This is a genomic window from Hubeiibacter jixunmingi (assembly GCF_041928215.1).
Lineage (GTDB): Bacteria > Pseudomonadota > Gammaproteobacteria > Pseudomonadales > Moraxellaceae > Acinetobacter.
Window position 1 is genome coordinate 1 of sequence record NZ_JBHFHK010000001.1, and the last position, 18,857, is coordinate 18,857.

Sequence of the window (18,857 nt, forward strand, 5' to 3'; positions counted from 1 at the left end):
CTTTGCCTGCACAATATGGTGCTATTTTTGCCCATTGGGCATCAGTAAGTGTTAGTCTATTCATATAATCAGAATAAATGTGAGTTCAGTTTAAAAGAGCATATTTTTAAAGCCGTAGGGTGAGCAAATTATAGTACCACCCTACAGCATTAAAACCATCTTACTAAGCTTAATTAGAACCGCCAATTATAGAAAATATCCACCGCACGTTCAATCGATGAACTGGCTTCCAAATATAGACGGCGATTGACTTGATAACGTAAAGTGAGCTTGGTCACTGGTGTGAAAATCCCCACACCATAACGCAAATACAAATCAGGTGTGATATAACCCGTTACACTGATTTGCGTATCATTGCCTGTGCCTTGTGCATCAAGTGCCAAACCACTCAAACCAAAAGTACGTCCGATTTGATTGGTCAAAGCACGGGTCGAACCCAAGCCCATACTAATCCCTGCTGCTGCAATGGTATTATTGACATCAGACTTAAAGCTTTCTGTATTGGTGTTACGATCATTGGAGATACTACCAGTCAGCAACGCATTTAACGCTTGTTGTTCGCTAAGCCCGGCATCATTATAAATCACAATATTAGGACGGCTGGCATTACCTGTAACACGGATACCAATGGTCGAGTTTTGTACGCCTTTATTGGCATCAATATCCAATGATGGATTGGATAAATTACCACCAAAACGAGCAATGGCACGTTTGAGATCCAAGCTTTGTCCATAAGCCTCAATTTTCACCTGACGACTGATACCAATTGCACCGTTGGCTTGTAAAGCAAGATTTTCGCCACGTTGTGACAATTGCAATGCCCCTGCCAAAGGTATATTACTATCAAAACCACGGAAAATCACGCCATTACCAAGCGTTACCCCGACATTGGCACGGATATTCCACGGCTTGGCACGCTGAGCAATCACCAGTGGCTGATCGCTACGCACGATACGCAAATCTTCTGAGTTCGCTACCACATCTGGTGAGCTTTCAGGCATGGTAATCAAGGCACGTGGGATATTGACATTACCTGACACCACCAATTGTTTTTGTACTGGACGGATATCGATATCAATCGCTGGTGAAACGGATGCACTAATGCTTGGCGGTTGAGCTACCAGTAGTTCTTGCCCTTCGACTTTGAGTTTGATATTTGGATCGCCTGCCCATATCGCATTACCCGTAATACGCCCAAGACCACGCCCTGCCGCAAACGAACCACGAATATCCGCCTGACTACCACGAATGCTTGATGCCAACTGAATATTCTGTAAATTTACTGGTGCAGAGAGCAAAGCAAAATTGGCATTTTGTACACGTACTTCACCATTAAATAATGGTTGTTGGAATGTACCGCTCAGACGTCCTGCCGCAGACAATTTACCATCCAAAACACGCACATCCGACATAAATGGACGCAATACCGAAAGCTGCATAGCATTTAGTGCTACTTCACCACTTAACGTTTTATTGGTAGTTTGCGTGCCAATAATCACATCAGCAAAACCAGTACCAAGTAAAGGCGTATCAGCATTGACTTTTAGCGATAAACCTTGTGCTAAAGTCTTGGCATCTATACGTAATTCTTTATAAGCAAGGCGAGAAATTTGTGCTTGTTCATCTTCACCTGCCAAGCCAATATTACCGTTTTGCGTGATCAAACGGGCATCTAATTGCATCGGCTGATCTTTTTGCCAAGATAATTTACTATAGCCATTTAATACGCCATCTACAGCCAAATCAGCAGGCATAAAGGCAGCAAAATCAGCCAATTGAATATTTTTGACTTGTGCTGATACTGCCCCTTGTTCTGGATTGACCAATAAGGGTTGATCCAAACAAATCTGACTATTCGGATTATTTTGACCTATCCAACAATGTGCTGCCAAAGACAGTTGCTTATTTTGATTTTTATAAATCAACGCTGCATTTTGGCTTTGCTGTAACAAGACACGCTTGGAGCGGAATTGCCCCTGCTGTAACTCTCCAAACCAGTCAAAGTTTTCATTAAAACCACCTGCCAATTGGGCAAAAAATTGACTGTCTTTAGCGTGAGTTTGTGCTTTGAGTAGATGTGCTCGGCGTGTACCTTGCAATAACAGTTGTGCTTGGTCTAATTCCTTATCACCAGCTTTGAGTTGATTTAATTCGACTTGTAACTGTGTCGCTTGCTGTTCTAATGGCAAACGTCCCAATACACGCAGATTATCCACACTGAATTTGTCTTGGAAAGCAAATTTGCTACCAATCAAATTTGCACTGGCGGTTAAATTCGGCTGTGTAGTGACTGCAATCACACCTTTGACATCACCGCTCAAACCAGGATACAGTTCAGCTAAGCGATTGGCACTAATATTGAGTTTTAATAATTGTGCATTGCCCACTGCTTGCACCACATTATTGGCATAACTGACCACTAAATTATTGGCTTGAAACTGCTGTGGTATCAATTGACCTTGGCTATTTTTTGCCAATTGAATGTTAAGCTGACCTTGTGCCAACAATGGTTTATTGAGTAATTGTCCACGCAGATTAAGCTGGCTGATATTCACTTGTTTACGATTGTCAGACCATTGACCTGTCGTATTAATTATCCCTGTCAAATCACCTTGAGCTTGAGCATAAAAATAATGTGGCTTGAAGTTTTGCAGATTGGCATTGATATTCCAGTCGATTCCATTGACCAAATTGACCATACCTTTGGCTTGGATAAGACCTGCAGCACCTTGATGATATAACTCTTCCACATTAATATATTGCGGTGTACCTGACATATTCAGACGTAAAGGGCCTTGGCTGTAACCATCAGCATTCAATCCCCCATCATAACGCACAGCGTAGCTCTTTAAGCCTGATTGCGGTGCGTTATGCATAATTGCCACCAGGGTTGCTTTACCCGTCAAATGTACATTTTGAGCGGCAGATTTTTCTTGTACAATTTGCCCTTTCAAATCTAAATTAGAAAGATTACCAATAAACTGATGGTCTTTTTGATAAGCATCAATTGAGAAGCGACCATTTAACTGATTAACAGGTACTGCGGCATTAATTTGTTGTGGATTAAAATTCACTGCATTAATATCTGCAATAAATGCCAATTGTTGTTTATCATTTGGCAAGACTACTGTGCCCACACCAGACAAACGAGATTGATCATTTTGCACCAATACAAAATCATGAACAAGTAACTCTTTATCACTTAATTCTAAATCAGCAGCATAAGTTCCTACAGGCAATACAGATTTTTCATGGGCAGCAATTTTGGTACTGACTTGTATTGCCTTGAGATTTGACTGTAGCTCTAAATTTACATCGCCTCTTTCGCTATTCAACCAGCCGATGTGTGGGAATTCACGATTAATTCCTTGCCAAGATGTCAAAACATGCCAAGGTAGCTTAGTATTTTTGATATTATTATGATTGAGTTGAACTTGCCATTTCTCTGCTTGATCAAAATCAACATGAGCAGTGATTTTGGCTTGATCATGATATTCACCCTTTGAGCTCAAATTAGCATTGAGATTATTTGGTAAAAAATCACGTACGGCCTGTGGAATAAGTGGATCATGACGATTGAGACCGTCAGCACGCCCTTTGACATTCCATTTCACACCATTTTGCCAATCGACATCACCAGCGAGAGTGATTTGACCGTTAATAACATGACCTATAAATTCATCAATTTTCATGGTTTTGAAGTCAGTAAACATCTTGGCTTGATAACTGCCTTCTGGAATGTTTTTTCCTTTTAAAGCGGTATCTAGATGCAGATTTAAGCCTTCACTATTACCATCAATATTCAACTGACCTGCTTGAGCAAATAATTCTTGTTCCGTCGCAACAGGAACATGGAAATCCGCCCATTTTACAAAGCCACGCATCGGAACATGATGCTGTACAGGATGCAGTACCAATGAGCCAGTAATCAAGTCAGGTGTAAGTGATGCGACACCGACTGCCAAACGATCGATATCACCACGTGCAGCAACGCTAATATGCTGTAAATTCAATCCTTTAAGGCTATCAATGTACACATCGCCGTCTAAGAATAATGGATATTTTTTATAAAGTTCAATGTGTCCTGTGACATTTTTGGCATCAATACCGTATAGCGAAATCGATGACCTATTGAGTTCAATTTTATAATCTGACCACGTTGCATCATAGAGTTGAATATTATTCATATGCGTGACATGGCTAGAATGCGTAGATTTTAGATTTAGCTGTGCAACACTGGCATCATCCAAGACCAATACAAAGGGTAATTTTAGTTCACTAAAGGCAAAAGGTTTATCATTCGGTGGTGCATGGTCTATCACATCGACTTGCCCAATTTTGGCAGTCATAAAGTGCATTTCTCGTTTTAGTATTGCACGCCAACCCAATCTCACATCAGCATCTTTGACTTGTACTTCAGTGTCTTTGACTTTGACCACAATGTCTTTGAGCTGTAGCCCACGGATGATATTACCACCGACATATTGATAATGTACCATCTGTTGGCGTGCCATCACCCAATCCAATAGCCATTTGCTACCTTTATCTGAGCTTGCCAAAACCAATATCGCTGCCAGCAAAAATACAATCAATAAAATCAAGGCATAAATTGCCAGACGTACACGACGCCACAGCGATTTTTTTTGTACTGGTGGCGTATTTTCTGTAGGTAATTGTGCTTGATTTTGCATCATTAAAATCCATATTGTGTTGAGTATCAGACAATCTGTCTTAACCCTAACAAAAATTTATCATCACATGATATATCATGACTATAAGCCCTGTTATTTTAACGAAATTTGCTGTTTTTTCCTAGTCAATTGCGAGTGTTTCTCAAATATAAAAACCATTTATTTTATTTTTACAAATTTGAAATTATTGAAAATTAGGGTGTGAGAAACACTGTTTCGCAAGACGCACCTGAGAAGCGATTAAAGCTTCGCAAGATGCTGTTTTCTTAAAGGTGCATAAGACACACCCTACACACGAATTAAATTTACTTTTAAAATTAAATAATTAAATTTAAACTTATCCTGAACTCACTGTATTACACTAAAAAATACTATTTTCAATTACACTTCCATCAAAATAATACACTTCTTAGCTGTATGTAGCTTAAAAAACAAGGCAACAAAAAAGCACTTATTAAAATAAATGCTTCTTTATCATCGAAATTTATATCAGATTATTCATCTTCGTCATCTTCGACACTGCTATCATTTACAGGAATATCCTGTGCACTCAACGCACTGTCATAAATCAAAATCAGCTTGCCTTCGGTTTCAATCATGCCCTGCTCTTCCAAGCCTTTTAACACACGACCGACCATTTCACGTGAACAACCGACCAAACGACCAATTTCTTGACGGGTAATATGGATTTGCTTACCTTCCGCCAAAATCACCGCTTCAGGTTGCTCAGCCAAATTGATTAAACAACGAGCAATTCGTCCTGTCACATCGATAAATGCCAAATCCGTCACTTTACGTGTGGTGTTTTTCAAACGTCGAGCCAATTGAGCAAAAACAGCATAACTCAAATCAGGATAATGAGAGCAAAGTTCGTGGAAGACTTGGTAATCAATTTCAGCAATTTCACAAACATCACGAGTACGAACTTGTGCTGTACGCTGTGCTTGTGGTTCAAACAGCCCCATTTCACCAAAAAAATCGCCCGCATTAAGATAAGCAACAATAATTTCACGACCATTGCCTTCATCTAAACTTACTGCCACAGAGCCTTTCAAAATAAGATACAGCGAGTGTGACTCGGCACCTGCACGGACAATAGTCGATTTCTTTGGGAAGCGATTAATTTTCGCACGTTTTAGTAATGCTTTAACAGATTCGGGTAATTGGCTTGGAGATAACGCATCCGTGCTAAGCTGAGAAAAGTCGGTATTGAGCATATCATAATATTCCAAAAAGAGGCTCTAGCGGATTATCTTTTAGAGCGATATAATTCTTAGTCTATTGTAACTATTTTTGAGAGACTTGCAAATGAAAACACGTTTAGAATGGGTAGATAATGTGTGCTTTAAAGCCACAACTGGTAGTGGTCACCAAATTATCATGGATGGAGCACCTGAATATGGCGGTGATAATCGTGGTGCACGTCCAATGGAAATGGTATTGGTCGGTCTTGCTGGCTGTGCATCCTTTGATATTATTACGATTTTAAAAAAATCACGACAAGACATCAGTGATGTAATTTGCGAAATAGAAGCTGAGCGTGCTGATGCCGTGCCTGCAGTATTTACTAAAATTCATTTACATTTTATTATCAAAGGCAAAGCTTTAAAAGTTGCTCAAGTAGAAAAAGCGGTGAATTTATCCGCAGAAAAATACTGCTCAGTCAGTCATATGCTGAGCACTGGCGGTGTAGAAGTTAGCCATGACTTTGAAGTAATTGAAGGCTAATAACTATCATCTATAATTGAAAAATTAACATCATAAAAATCATCGTGTAAGGATGGCTTACACGATTTTAATTGAACTGAACTTATTGTGTATTCATTTAAACTTTAATCCTCTACTTTTTGGGTGCATCAATTCTTTTTGCATTAGATTTTACCTCTTTGGCTTCGCCATCAATGATAGTTGGATCGTTAGCAGCACCGCCACGTTGCATCTGTTGCATTTGACGCATCATTTCTTCCAAGGGATTGCCACCCCCCATACCGCCCATATTAGCACCACCAAAACCGCCGCCCATGCCACCCATCATTTTTTCCATCATGGCTTGTTGGCGTTTTTGCATCGCAGTCATTGCTACACCTTTCAGGGCATTTTGTACAGGCGGTAATAATAGCAATACCGCAAATAAATCTGTCCATAACCCAGGAATCGCAAGCAATAATCCAGCAACCATCATCGCAAGTTTTTTGCCCGTGTGTTCACCCACTGCACCCATACCGATGGCACCGCCCATCTGCATCTGTTGAAGCTGTGGCATGATGTCTTTACTGTTCTTTTTGACGATTGCTAAACCAATAAAAAAGGCCGCAATAAACCAAAAAAACACATACCAACCACTACCTAGCCATTTACCCACTACAATCCACGTCAAAATTTCGACTACGATGGCGATCAATACCGCTAAAATAATACCCATGGCTTTCGCTTTACCCCATTTTACAGATGATTTGACTCAAATTTGGCTTAATTATACAGCAAAGCGGCAAAAATTCAGTGTGCCAAGCCAAACAAGCACAGTTTTTCTAACCGATTTATGTAACAATATAGGGCTAAATTTTTATTTTTAAAGAGCAATATGCTAAGAATTATCGGTATCGACCCTGGGTCACGTTTGACGGGTTACGGTATTATTGAAAAAGACGGCTCAAAGTTACGTTTTGTCGATGCAGGTACGATTCGCACTGAAAGTGACAATATGCCCGAACGACTCAAGCGGATTTTTGCAGGTATTGACCGTATCGTACAATTTCACCAACCAACTCAAGCAGCCGTCGAGCAAGTATTTATGGCGCAAAATCCTGATTCTGCATTAAAACTTGGGCAGGCTCGTGGTGCGGCAATCGCAGCTCTAGTCAATTTAAATTTAGATGTATCAGAATATACCGCACGACAAATTAAACAATCTGTTGTGGGCTATGGTGCAGCGGATAAAGCACAAGTACAAATGATGGTCATGAAGTTACTGAACTTAGAAATTTGCCCACAAGCCGATGCAGCAGATGCGTTGGCAGCGGCAATTTGTCATGCCCATGCATCAGGTAGTTTGAGTAAAATGGCAGTATTGCATGCCTTAGGTGTGGGTATGGCACGTGGGCGTGGGCGTGGCTTAAGACGACGTTGATTGATATAATTTGATAGAACATGATTCAACATGACTAAAAAAATCAAAAGCATTGACTTAGAACTAAAAAATAATCCCGAATTACTTAAAGCGTGGATTAAACAGCAAGCTTTGGACTTGGGTTTTAGTGATTGTGCAGTTGCTGAACCTGATAACCGTGCTGAAATGGCACATTATCAGCGGTTTTTAGATTTGGGTTATCATGCCGACATGGATTATTTGGCAGAAAATTTGGATAAGCGTGCAGATCCGACTTTACTTGTCCCTGGCACACGCTCAATTATTTGTGTAAGAATGGATTATTTACAACACAAGCCACAAGCTCGTTATATTCCCGACACACCCGATATGGGCATTATTGCGCGTTATGCTCGTGGGCGTGATTATCACAAGACCATGCGTGGTCGTTTGAAACAGCTGGCAAGTCGTATTGAAGAAAAAATCGGGGAATTTATTTCTCGTCCTTTTGCTGATTCTGCACCTATTCTAGAACGCCCTTTGGCAGCCAAAGCAGGCTTGGGCTGGGTCGGCAAGCATACGCTTATTATCAATAAACAAGCAGGTTCTTTTTTTGTCCTTGGTGAATTGTTTTGTAGTTTGGACTTGCCTTTTGATACACCAGTTAAGGCACATTGCGGATCATGTAGTGCTTGTATCGGTATTTGTCCAACACAGGCGATTGTAGAACCCTATCTTTTGGACGCAAGAAAATGTATTGCTTATTTGACTATTGAATATAAAGGCTCGATTGATATGGCATTACGTCCACTGATTGGCAATCGTATTTTTGGCTGTGATGATTGTCAATTGATTTGTCCGTGGAATCGCTACGCACAGCTGACCAGTATTGATGATTTTCATGCTCGGCACGGTCTGGATGATACTGATTTATTAAGCTTTTGGGCATGGGATGAAAGTGAATTTTTAAGTAAAACTGAAGGCAGTCCAATCCGCCGTACAGGCTTTCAGTCTTTTAAACGTAATGTAGCAATTGGCTTGGGAAATGCCCATTATTCTGAGAAAATTGTACAAGCATTAAGTATCAAACATGCACAACATAATGATTTGGTATATGAACACCAAGATTGGGCTTTACAACAACAATTAAAAAAAGCTTCAAGTAAAACCACTTGAAGCTTTTGAAGTTGAACCGTTATAGCTTAAGCATCAAAAGGATGACGCAAAATAATGGTTTCTTCACGGTCTGGACCAGTGGAAATAATGTCGATTGGACAGCTGATCAATTGCTCGATACGTTTGATATAATTTACAGCATTCACTGGTAATTGCTCAAGACTTGTTGCACCAACAGTACTTTCTGACCAACCTGGCATCGTTTCGTAGATTGGTTTCAACTGCTCATAAGCAATCGCATCAGATGCACCTGCACAGTTGGTATCTTCGCCTTCATAACCAACACAAATTTTGATTTCTTCTAAGCCATCCAATACATCAAGCTTCGTTAAGCAAATACCTGATACAGAATTGACATCTACAGAACGACGTAAAATCTCTGCATCAAACCAACCACAACGACGTTGACGACCTGTCGATGCACCAAATTCATGACCCACTGTACCCAAATGACGACCAATCGCATCACCACAATCTGTCGCAGCATCATAAACTAACTCTGTCGGGAATGGACCTGCACCGACACGTGTCGTATAAGCTTTGGTAATACCCAAAACATAATCTAAATGCAATGGACCCATACCTGAACCCGAGCTAACACCACCCGCAGTCGTGTTTGAGCTAGTCACATATGGATATGTACCATGGTCGATGTCTAAAAGCGAACCTTGAGCACCTTCAAACATGACAGACTGCCCTTCTTTGCGATATTGATGTAAAACTTTGGTCACATCAATCACCATCGGTGCAATCACCTTACGCCATTCGTCACACAATGCCAAAACGGTGTCTAAATCTACTGCTTCTACACCATAATATTGGGTCAATTGGAAATTATGGAATTCTAACAAATCTGCCAATTGTTGTTTGAATACTTCGCCACCACGTACTAAGTCAGCCACACGAATGGCACGACGAGCAACTTTATCTTCGTAAGCAGGACCGATACCACGACCTGTAGTACCGATTTTGGAGTTACCACGTTTTTTCTCACGGGCTTGGTCTAAAGCAATATGGTTCGGCAAGATCAATGGGCAGTTTGCGGAAATACGCAAACGTGCTTTGACAGGTACGCCTTGTTCTTCAAGTACTGTCATTTCTTTGATCAATGCTTCAGGTGACAATACCACGCCATTACCAATCAAGCACAGCACGTCATCACGCAAAATACCAGACGGAATAAGATGTAGTACAGTCTTTTTACCACCCACAACCAAAGTATGACCTGCATTGTGACCACCTTGATAGCGTACTACTGCCGCAGCTTTATCGGTGAGTAAATCAACGATTTTACCTTTACCTTCATCGCCCCATTGCGTACCAAGTACGACTACATTCTTGCCCATAATGACCTCTTATACGGTTAAAACAAAAAACTTTTTGACACAGCTACACTCATTCATCATAAGCTATCCATATATGAATTGCAGCGTACAATGACAATATCTGTTTTTGACCAAAGTTGTCCTTAATATCAGTCAAAATAAATTGTTTTGGCATTCAATATTTTTACCAAAATCAACAACAATAAATCGCAGGCATAAAAAAATCGAGCAATCGCCCGAATTGCAATTTATATTAGCACAAAGTTTGGGTGAGTGCATCTAAATTGATTAAATCTGTTATTTTTTTCATCAAATTAATTTTCAGCCAATGCGAGAGTTTGGTTGAATGATTTTGCAGAGATCTACTTCTCTTTTTGAGCATCTTGCATGGCTTGAAGACGTTGATTGATTTGACTGGCAAAAGTCGGCTTGCTGTCATCCAGACGCTTAGCATGTTGTAGATTTTTAATCGCTTCCGACTCTTCTCCACGCCAGAATAGACTTTCCGCACGATAACGCAACGTATTAATTTCCGCCAAACGTGCCGCATCGCTATCTTGCTTATTCAGGGCTTGTAAGCTCTGTTGTTGGGCAGATTGTTGTAATAATTGCCAAATATAAACATCATGCGGTCGCTGACGAGAGAGTGGCTGTAGAATATTATCCGCTTGACGGGTTTGCCCCATCAAAATTTGAATTTCCGCCAATTTCAAGGCAAAAGCACGATTTTCAGGATTAAGCTGATAGGCATTACCAATCAGTTGTAACGCATCATTATAGCGTTGTTGTGCAATCCATAAATCGGCTTGAGTGAGTTGATAAATCGGCATTTGTACTCGTGTCGGCTGAAAATCCTGCAAAATCTTTTCGGCATCTTGCCAAAGTGACTGCTGAATATAATGATTTGCCAATGCCAGTGCCGCTGCAGGATTACGCTGTGTAGCGGTTTTGAGTTGTTCCAAATTCGCCCCACGTTGTAATATCATGGCACGCCATTTAATTAGCTCAAAATATTGTTGCTGTTCAATCTCACGCTCATTTTGGCTAGATTGACGGTTTTGTGTACTGTTTTGATTATATTGTTGTGAACGCAAACGAGCCTCGCTCATCCGTTCTTGGGTCAAGGGATGGGTTAGCCAAAAATCAGGCACAACACTCAATTGCGTACTTTGTTTTTGCATATTTTCAAAAAAATCCGCCATACTGTTTGGACGATAATTCGCCCCTGCCAAATATTGCATCCCAATCCGATCCGCTTCACGTTCTTGCTCACGGCTATAACGTAATTGTCCATTCATGCCCATCGCTTGCGAACCCATCATCACCGCCGTACCCGCCTCGCCCGACTGTGTCGCCAGTGCAATACCTGCCAGCATACCAAGCCAAGACCATGCACTTTGTAATTTGGCATTGTCTTTACTACGGCTATAATGGCGTTGGCTGACATGTGCCACTTCATGGGCAATCACCCCCACTACTTCATCCAAACGTCCTGCTGATGTAATCGTACCAGTATTGATGGCAAACACCCCACCTGGTACAGCGAAAGCATTGATTTGTTTATCATTAATTACCATCACTGCCAAAGGTTGCCCTAAGCCTGTTTGGCTATAAATCTGCTGAAAAAGCTGTTCGATTTGTTGTTGTAGCCAAGCATCTTGCACTTGTGGCAATTCTCGGCGTGCCAAACGCAACACTTTTTCACCGACTTTGGCTTCTTGCTGACGGCTGATTAGACCGACTTGACCTCCAAAATCAGGCAAATCTTGATAGGGATTGTTTTGGGTATTTAGACGTTGATGGTTGGAAAAATCGATTTTAGGTTGGTTTTGCAAATTCCAATTAATGCTATTTTTTTGAAAAACTTGATAAAAATCATTTGAATTGCTGTTATTTGATGTATTGTTTGGAAAAATATTATCCGCCATAACATTTGGGCTATGCATTGCTAACATCGCCATCGTCACAATGGAAATTTTTTTGGCAGAAAGCATTTTTGACTGTGAAAAATAATGTGAAAAATCCATGGTATATCGCCAAAGCATTAAATAAAAAACTGCTTTAGCTTAGCTCAAATTTGATAAATTTATTGTAAAAATAGGTATTGATTTGGCAAGTAAATTTATTTAGATTTTCATACATATCTTGTTTAATAAAATAGGACTAAAAAACTATTTTTCAATCCTATTGGCAAGATTAAAACCAACTTTTGTTGCCTTTTAATATTTCATCAGCACATTGCAATGTGGTTTGCGTCAGCCACCATAACCGATAATCGCCCGTAATACTTCCCGATTTAAAATTATGCACATAGGCAAAACTCAAATCACGTGTCGGATCGCACCACGCCCCTGAACCATTATAGCCAATATGCCCAAACGCAGTCGGCACACGTTTACCCAAAGTCAAAACACGGTGATAACCCAAACGCCAATGCATCGGAATCGGCATCACTTTATCACGGGCAAAGGTTTGAATCTTGCTTAATTCTTCAAAGATTTCAGGGCGAATCAACGTCTGCCCTTGCCATTGTCCTTTATTGGCAAGCATGGCATAGATTTTCGACAAATCATTGGCACTAAATACGCCATTTACCGCAGGAATGACCGCAGTTAAAGCCTCTTCACTATACCAATCCCATTTGCCCATGCTACGTGGAATCAAAGCATCTTCCGCATCATAAGGATTGATACCGCTTAGGCTAATGACTTTTTCCGCCAAACTCAATGGACGACGACCGTCGGCATTGCGTGTTTTTGGCTTGGTGCTTTTGCTTTTCGGTTTATCCCTGGCTTTTTTAAATGGCATAGCGACCCGAGCCAAGGCATCTTGCGGTATACCAAAAAATACTGCATCCATTTCCATTGGTTCAAGCAAATAATGCTTTAAAATCTCTGCCAACGGACGTCCCAAAGCTTTTTCTAAAGTACCGCCAACCAACCAGCCAAAACTCAACGCTTGATAAGCCGTTGCTGACTCTGGGGCGAAACGTGGTGTCGCTTGCTCATAAGCCTGTAACATACCTTGCCAATCCAACATTTGCTGTGCATTTGAGATGGTATGGCGAATGTCGTATAGACCACTTTGATGGCTTAAAACATGACGTAAAGTGATATTTTCTTTGCCTTGTTGAGCAAATTCAGCCCAATAATGGGCAATCGGCGTATCATAATTAATCAAATTTTGACTGGATAAAATATGTACTAACGTTGCCAAAATCGCCTTGCCCGTCGAATAACTCATGGCGAGATGGCGTTCGTCCCAAGGCTCATTTGGACGTGCATCACCAGTGTACAGCTCTGCGACTTGCTCACCTTTGAAAAATATCGCAATCGATGCTCCACCTTGTGTGGTTTCAGGTTGAATTTGACTAAGCACTTGAGCCACTGGCAAAAAACGTGTATCACAATGTCCACGATAATTGTCCTTTTTACCCTGTGTGATTTTTTTAAGTAGCTTTAAACCTTGCATACACTTGCCCAATTGATAAATGATAATTTCACATTGTAAAGAAAAAGCCGTCTAGCTCAATTGCAAAAATTATCGAAATCACGTTAAATAGCTGCGATTATATTGTATATTTGTATCTATTTGATTTAACAAGCGACCGTATAGCCATGCAAAAACATATCCTCTGCGTTGAAGATGAGATGGCGATTTTATTGCCTTTACGTTATGCCTTAGAGCGTGAAGGTTGGACAGTAAAGGCTGTTGGTCTAGGACAAGATGCTTTAGAACTTTGTCAGCAACAGCATTTTGATTTTATCATTTTGGATATTGGTTTACCTGACATCAATGGCTTTGATGTTTGCCGCCAACTTAGACAGTTTTGCCAAACGCCTCTGTTATTTTTAACTGCCCGTGATGATGAAATCGACCGCATTGTCGGCTTGGAAATTGGTGCGGATGATTATTGCACCAAACCTTTTAGTGCCAGAGAAATTGTTTCACGCATTAAAGTGATTTGGCGACGTATGCAACCGTTAGACATGCCCAATTCACCGCAAAGCTTGACTGTCAACAATCAAACTATCGCAAACAATCAGAATAACGATACAACTTGGCAAGTTTTCCCACAAAAATTACAAATTCTATATCAAGGAAAAACGTTAAATTTGACCCGTTATGAATATGGTTTATTGTCAATTTTGATTCAATCCCCCGAACAAGTGTTTTCTCGCACGCAATTGATGGATGCCGTATGGGAATATCCTGAGCATAGTTTAGAACGCACGGTCGATACGCATATCAAAAGTCTAAGGCAAAAACTTAAACACATCGACCCTGAGCAAGATTGGATTATTACCCATCGTGGTGTCGGTTATAGCTTGAAAAAAGTCGATTAAAAACATGGAAAAGATATGATTGATGCACTATTAAAATCACCTTTTAAATTACCAAAATATCAACGTACTTTATCGATTTTTGTGAGGATTTGGTTTTTCTTTAGCGTAATTTTGGTCTGTACTTTGCTATATATGATGTACAACGTTAATCAACAGTTTAAACCCAATGTACGTCAAGTGGTCGAAGATACTTTGGCGGAAAATGTCAATATTATCGCCCAATTGATTGCCGAAGATGTCTATCAAAATAAAGTGCAATCGGCTGAATTTCATCAAAAAATCCAAAATGCTTTATCTCGTGACTTACAAGCACAGATTTGGCATGTCAGCAAAAATCAAATCCAACAACAGCTCTATATTACCGATGCACAAGGTGTTGTATTGTATAATTCCACTGGGCAAGACATAGACAAAGATTATTCGAAATGGAACGATGTCTATCTTACCTTGCGTGGGCAATATGGTGTACGTAGTAGTCGCCAAAATCCTGATGATGAATTGAGTAGTGTGATGTATGTGGCTGCACCTGTGATTTTTCAGCAAAAAGTGATTGGTGTGGTCAGCGTATCCAAGCCCAATCAATCAGTACAGCCTTATTTAGAACGTGCAAAAAACTATCTTTATCAACAAGTATTATGGGTAGCATTATTTAGTTTGGCATTGTCCAGTATTGTGGCGTTTTGGCTCAAACACAGTATCGAAAAAGTACGCCGTTATGCCCAAGCCCTTGCCCCAGTTAGTCAAGCACCATATTTTTATTCTGCCAATGAACTCAATCAAGTGACGCAAGCCATCAGCCAAATGCGTGAAACCTTGCAAGATCATGCCTATGTTGAAGAATATATCAACACTTTAACCCATGAACTCAAAAGCCCTTTGACCTCGATCCAAGCCAGTGCAGAGCTGTTGCAGGATGAATTGCCTTATCAAGACCAACGCCATTTTGCTGAATTGATTGAGCAGCAAAGTATTCGTTTAAAGCAATTGATTGAACGCATGTTATTATTAACACGTTTGGAAAAAACTGATAAAAACTTAAATTTACAGCCAGTCAATTTGTCTGAAATTTTAAAAAGTTTAATCCTACAGCACTGTAGTCGTATGCAACAAAAAAATATTCAACTTCAATCAAATATTGAAAATAATATTTATATTAATACAGATTTATTTTGGTTATCACAAGCAATTTTAAATATTTTGGATAATGCCATAGATTTTGCTGATGAAAATGGAATATTAAAAATCACTTTAAATCAGCAACAAAATCAGATTGAATTGACTATTTTTAATCAAGGACAGCCTATTCCTGATTTTGCTTTGGCACAAATTTTTCAACGTTATTTTTCTTTACCACGCCCCAATACACAACAACGTAGCTCAGGCATTGGCTTAACTTTAGTGAAACAGGTCATGGATAATTTGGGGGCTGAAATCTTGGTTGAAAATCAACAGCAACCTTTGATTGGCGTAAAGGTGCTGATGATTTTTGCAATGGATTAATTTTTAAAAAAATTGTCATCAATTACATAAACATTTTTGGGAAAATTGCTCTCATTCCCGAGAGAATAATCTCGACAGCTACCGCAGCCAATAGCATACCCATGATACGGTTCATGACATTCAGACCAGTTTCGCCGAGCAATTTACTCAATCGACCTGCTGCCATAAGACTTAAATAACATACTATGCTCAATAAAAGTCCTACTGCCAAAATTGTCAAAGTTCCTGCCAGCGTCTTCATACTTGATGAATAAATAATGACGGTAGAAATCCCCCCTGGACCCATAATCATCGGAATCGCAATCGGCACTACCGCAGACGCCATACCATTGAAAGCACCGTCGATTTTTTCTGGTGTAGATTTTGCAGGATTACCGCCACCATTCATCATACTAATCGCAATTAAAAGTACCAAAATCCCCCCAGCGATACGGAAAGCACCAAGGCTGATTCCTAAGGCTTGCAGGAGCAAATCACCCAATAAAGTAAAACATAAAATCGTAATGAATACTGTCGTTGCACTCAGCATTGCTACTTTACGACTTTGTGCAATGGTCGCATTACGTGTAATGTCTAAAAATATACTTAAGGCAGCAAATGGATTGATCAAAACCACAAAAGCTAAGAATAATTTACCAAATTCGTTTTCCATGTTTGGCTCAACTCAAAAATATTTGCTGTATGATATGCGATTTTATGGCAAATGTAAGCTTAATTTTTAGAATTTTCTTTCTAATGATTCAGTTACTTTGCTTTACATCTTTTTTTATCACAGTTCTGAATTTATCACGCTGGTTGAATACATATTTTTGTGTAAAATAATTGGCGACATATTGATAAGCCACAGACTCATCTTGACACGCAAAAAGCCCTGTATTACTTTGATGTGCATAGACATACCAATCTAATCCGATATGCTCTACTCGTATCTCGCAATTTTTTGCTATGTCATGTTGAAAAACATCGATGAGATAATATTGGCTCATACTGATGCCGATTTGATTTAGATAAGATACCAAATCACAACAGCCCATGCGATGTTGTTGATACATGGTATTGCCATCAAAACCCAAACTTATATAATGATCATCTTGTTTGTCCAAAATCAAGCAATGCTGATTTTGAGTGCTGTCATAATTCATTGGTTCTAGCCAAAATTGTTCTACTTGTCCCAAGTCATTACGCGTCTGTGCTGACTGCCACCGTGGATTTTGTAAATGTTTTTCGGGTAAAATACGTGCAAACTTACCAATAATATGATCAGAAAATCGTAATTGTTCTGGCTGAATAACTTGTTCTATCACACGCAATAATAAAACCATTGGAAAAGGCAACAATAATAAGCTCACCAAACACGCTTCATAAATTGATAAGAATCTTTTTTGATAAGCAAACATCACCAGCTGCGTCAAATAGCCCATTAACGCAAAATTAATAAAAGCAAATAAACAAAATAAATAAAAAGAGACTTTAAAATGATATTGGTTTTTCTGCTGAATTAATGTTTGTCGAGACAGTTTAATATTAAAAATTTTAAAAAAGAAAATATCCAGTACAATCATCACCAAGACAATCATCATTGCAATATGAAAAGGCAGAAGTACTGGATTAAAATTCATAAACTTGATCTATACAAAGTCATATTGATCTCTCACCAAATAGCTGACTTTTGGTGAGAAAAAAGATTTAGATGGCTTTTGATACATCTTGATAGCCTTGCAGGCTTAAGCGTGGACCATATTGAGCCACCACATGACTCGCCAAATGATTGCCCAAAGTCATGGTTTTTTCGATATCAAAACCATTCACTAAGCCATATAACACACCACCTGCAAAGGCATCACCCGCACCATTACTGTCTTTGACATCGACATGAATGGTCGGCATGCGTAATTGTTGGCTGGCATCAGCATACAAAGCCCCTGCTGCACCAAGCGTGATAAACACCTGTTTGGCTTGTTGCAATAAAGCCGCCACAGCTTGCTCTAAATCATCGCTTTGTGTGTACATCAAAGCTTCTTGTTCATTACAGAATAATACATCCACACCATCACCGAGCAAGACATTTAAGCCATCACGTGCATATTGTACCATCGCAGGGTCGGACAAAGACAAGGCGATTTTTAGACCATGATCACGGGCGATTTGGCGAGCTTGCGTGACTGCTGCTTGAGCGGTTGAACTGGTTGCCAAATAGCCTTCAATATACAAATATTGTGCGGATTTCAAAGCCTGCATATCTACCTGTGCATCGCTCAATTCTGCGGTAATGCCCAAATATGTACACATAGTGCGTTCGCCATCTGGACTAATTAATACCACACAACGCCCTGTCGTGCCTTGGCTAATGGATTTCTCAGTGGTTTTAACTTGCACTTGTTGTAAATCATTGAGATAAAATTGACCCAATTCATCATCACCGACACGGCAAGCATAAAAACTCTGTCCGCCCAAAGCACTAAATGCCACCGTAGTATTGGCAGCCGAACCACCACTAGCCTGTCCTTTATGCTCAGCTTCGGCAAGTTTGGCAATAATTTTTTGTTGCATATCGGCATCGACCAACTGCATCGTACCTTTTTGTACCCCAATTTCCGCTAAGAAATCATCGCTCACTAAAAATTCTTGATCGACCAAAGCATTGCCAATAGAAAACAATTGTAAATTTTGCATTTTTCCTATGTACACCATTCAAAAAATCATTGCTAGCTTAACATAAAAATACATTAGATTT

At 39.9% G+C, this 18,857-nt stretch carries 14 protein-coding genes; 5 read left to right on the forward strand and 9 right to left on the reverse strand.

What is annotated here, in order from left to right; translation table 11 throughout:
• Positions 1 to 173: 173 nt before the first annotated feature.
• On the reverse strand, positions 174 to 4,691 hold the full coding sequence (locus ACEYX7_RS00005) for a translocation/assembly module TamB domain-containing protein (RefSeq protein WP_374806942.1): 4,518 nt from the start codon (positions 4,689 to 4,691) through the stop codon (positions 174 to 176).
• A gap of 494 nt (positions 4,692 to 5,185) precedes the next feature.
• The gene (crp, locus tag ACEYX7_RS00010) at positions 5,186 to 5,908 is read right to left on the reverse strand and encodes a cAMP-activated global transcriptional regulator CRP (RefSeq protein WP_374802378.1); all 723 of its coding nucleotides are present in this window, start codon (positions 5,906 to 5,908) and stop codon (positions 5,186 to 5,188) included.
• 91 nt (positions 5,909 to 5,999) lie between these two features.
• On the opposite strand from crp, the gene ACEYX7_RS00015 reads away from it, so the two are divergent.
• The gene (locus ACEYX7_RS00015) at positions 6,000 to 6,419 is read left to right on the forward strand and encodes an OsmC family protein (protein WP_374802376.1); all 420 of its coding nucleotides are present in this window, start codon (positions 6,000 to 6,002) and stop codon (positions 6,417 to 6,419) included.
• 112 nt (positions 6,420 to 6,531) lie between these two features.
• Here ACEYX7_RS00015 and ACEYX7_RS00020 read toward each other — a convergent pair whose 3' ends face one another.
• Positions 6,532 to 7,113: an FxsA family protein gene (locus ACEYX7_RS00020; RefSeq protein WP_374802374.1), complete on the reverse strand. Its 582-nt coding sequence runs from the start codon at positions 7,111 to 7,113 to the stop codon at positions 6,532 to 6,534.
• Between the two features lie 159 nt (positions 7,114 to 7,272).
• Here ACEYX7_RS00020 and ruvC point away from each other — a divergent pair, with 159 nt between their 5' ends.
• Positions 7,273 to 7,818 carry a crossover junction endodeoxyribonuclease RuvC gene (ruvC, locus tag ACEYX7_RS00025; RefSeq protein ID WP_374802372.1) on the forward strand — a complete coding sequence of 182 codons (546 nt, stop codon included), beginning with the start codon at positions 7,273 to 7,275 and terminating at the stop codon, positions 7,816 to 7,818.
• Between the two features lie 30 nt (positions 7,819 to 7,848).
• Complete coding sequence (queG, locus tag ACEYX7_RS00030; RefSeq protein WP_374900062.1) at positions 7,849 to 8,952, forward strand: tRNA epoxyqueuosine(34) reductase QueG; 1,104 nt, start codon at positions 7,849 to 7,851, stop codon at positions 8,950 to 8,952.
• A 26-nt stretch (positions 8,953 to 8,978) separates the two neighbouring features.
• Here queG and ACEYX7_RS00035 read toward each other — a convergent pair whose 3' ends face one another.
• From ACEYX7_RS00035 to ACEYX7_RS00045, 3 genes are all read right to left on the reverse strand, one after another.
• A complete protein-coding gene (locus ACEYX7_RS00035; protein WP_374806943.1) occupies positions 8,979 to 10,298 on the reverse strand; it encodes an adenylosuccinate synthase in 1,320 nt (439 codons plus the stop codon).
• 341 nt (positions 10,299 to 10,639) lie between these two features.
• Complete coding sequence (locus ACEYX7_RS00040; RefSeq protein WP_374806944.1) at positions 10,640 to 12,304, reverse strand: M48 family metalloprotease; 1,665 nt, start codon at positions 12,302 to 12,304, stop codon at positions 10,640 to 10,642.
• Between the two features lie 169 nt (positions 12,305 to 12,473).
• On the reverse strand, positions 12,474 to 13,748 hold the full coding sequence (locus tag ACEYX7_RS00045) for a serine hydrolase domain-containing protein (RefSeq protein ID WP_374802364.1): 1,275 nt from the start codon (positions 13,746 to 13,748) through the stop codon (positions 12,474 to 12,476).
• A gap of 146 nt (positions 13,749 to 13,894) precedes the next feature.
• Between ACEYX7_RS00045 and creB the strand changes: the two genes are divergently transcribed.
• Positions 13,895 to 14,623 carry a two-component system response regulator CreB gene (gene creB / locus ACEYX7_RS00050; RefSeq protein ID WP_374802362.1) on the forward strand — a complete coding sequence of 243 codons (729 nt, stop codon included), beginning with the start codon at positions 13,895 to 13,897 and terminating at the stop codon, positions 14,621 to 14,623.
• A 15-nt stretch (positions 14,624 to 14,638) separates the two neighbouring features.
• The gene (gene creC / locus ACEYX7_RS00055) at positions 14,639 to 16,123 is read left to right on the forward strand and encodes a two-component system sensor histidine kinase CreC (protein WP_374806945.1); all 1,485 of its coding nucleotides are present in this window, start codon (positions 14,639 to 14,641) and stop codon (positions 16,121 to 16,123) included.
• A 22-nt stretch (positions 16,124 to 16,145) separates the two neighbouring features.
• Here creC and ACEYX7_RS00060 read toward each other — a convergent pair whose 3' ends face one another.
• From ACEYX7_RS00060 to ACEYX7_RS00070, 3 genes are all read right to left on the reverse strand, one after another.
• Positions 16,146 to 16,775 (reverse strand): MarC family protein, encoded by a 630-nt coding sequence (locus tag ACEYX7_RS00060; RefSeq protein ID WP_374802358.1) that lies wholly within the window; start codon positions 16,773 to 16,775, stop codon positions 16,146 to 16,148.
• An 88-nt stretch (positions 16,776 to 16,863) separates the two neighbouring features.
• A complete protein-coding gene (locus tag ACEYX7_RS00065; protein ID WP_374802356.1) occupies positions 16,864 to 17,742 on the reverse strand; it encodes a hypothetical protein in 879 nt (292 codons plus the stop codon).
• A 67-nt stretch (positions 17,743 to 17,809) separates the two neighbouring features.
• Positions 17,810 to 18,796: an adenosine kinase gene (locus ACEYX7_RS00070; protein WP_374802354.1), complete on the reverse strand. Its 987-nt coding sequence runs from the start codon at positions 18,794 to 18,796 to the stop codon at positions 17,810 to 17,812.
• Between the last annotated feature and the right edge of the window lie 61 nt (positions 18,797 to 18,857).

Excerpts from the sequence above, each read along its gene's own strand:
- ACEYX7_RS00005 (WP_374806942.1), bottom strand. The coding sequence starts at position 4,691 with ATGCAAAATCAAGCACAATTACCTACAGAAAATACGCCACCAGTACAA.
- crp (WP_374802378.1), bottom strand. The coding sequence starts at position 5,908 with ATGCTCAATACCGACTTTTCTCAGCTTAGCACGGATGCGTTATCTCCA.
- ACEYX7_RS00015 (WP_374802376.1), top strand. The coding sequence starts at position 6,000 with ATGAAAACACGTTTAGAATGGGTAGATAATGTGTGCTTTAAAGCCACA.
- ACEYX7_RS00020 (WP_374802374.1), bottom strand. The coding sequence starts at position 7,113 with ATGGGTATTATTTTAGCGGTATTGATCGCCATCGTAGTCGAAATTTTG.
- ruvC (WP_374802372.1), top strand. The coding sequence starts at position 7,273 with ATGCTAAGAATTATCGGTATCGACCCTGGGTCACGTTTGACGGGTTAC.
- queG (WP_374900062.1), top strand. The coding sequence starts at position 7,849 with ATGACTAAAAAAATCAAAAGCATTGACTTAGAACTAAAAAATAATCCC.
- ACEYX7_RS00035 (WP_374806943.1), bottom strand. The coding sequence starts at position 10,298 with ATGGGCAAGAATGTAGTCGTACTTGGTACGCAATGGGGCGATGAAGGT.
- ACEYX7_RS00040 (WP_374806944.1), bottom strand. The coding sequence starts at position 12,304 with ATGGATTTTTCACATTATTTTTCACAGTCAAAAATGCTTTCTGCCAAA.
- ACEYX7_RS00045 (WP_374802364.1), bottom strand. The coding sequence starts at position 13,748 with ATGCAAGGTTTAAAGCTACTTAAAAAAATCACACAGGGTAAAAAGGAC.
- creB (WP_374802362.1), top strand. The coding sequence starts at position 13,895 with ATGCAAAAACATATCCTCTGCGTTGAAGATGAGATGGCGATTTTATTG.
- creC (WP_374806945.1), top strand. The coding sequence starts at position 14,639 with ATGATTGATGCACTATTAAAATCACCTTTTAAATTACCAAAATATCAA.
- ACEYX7_RS00060 (WP_374802358.1), bottom strand. The coding sequence starts at position 16,775 with ATGGAAAACGAATTTGGTAAATTATTCTTAGCTTTTGTGGTTTTGATC.
- ACEYX7_RS00065 (WP_374802356.1), bottom strand. The coding sequence starts at position 17,742 with ATGAATTTTAATCCAGTACTTCTGCCTTTTCATATTGCAATGATGATT.
- ACEYX7_RS00070 (WP_374802354.1), bottom strand. The coding sequence starts at position 18,796 with ATGCAAAATTTACAATTGTTTTCTATTGGCAATGCTTTGGTCGATCAA.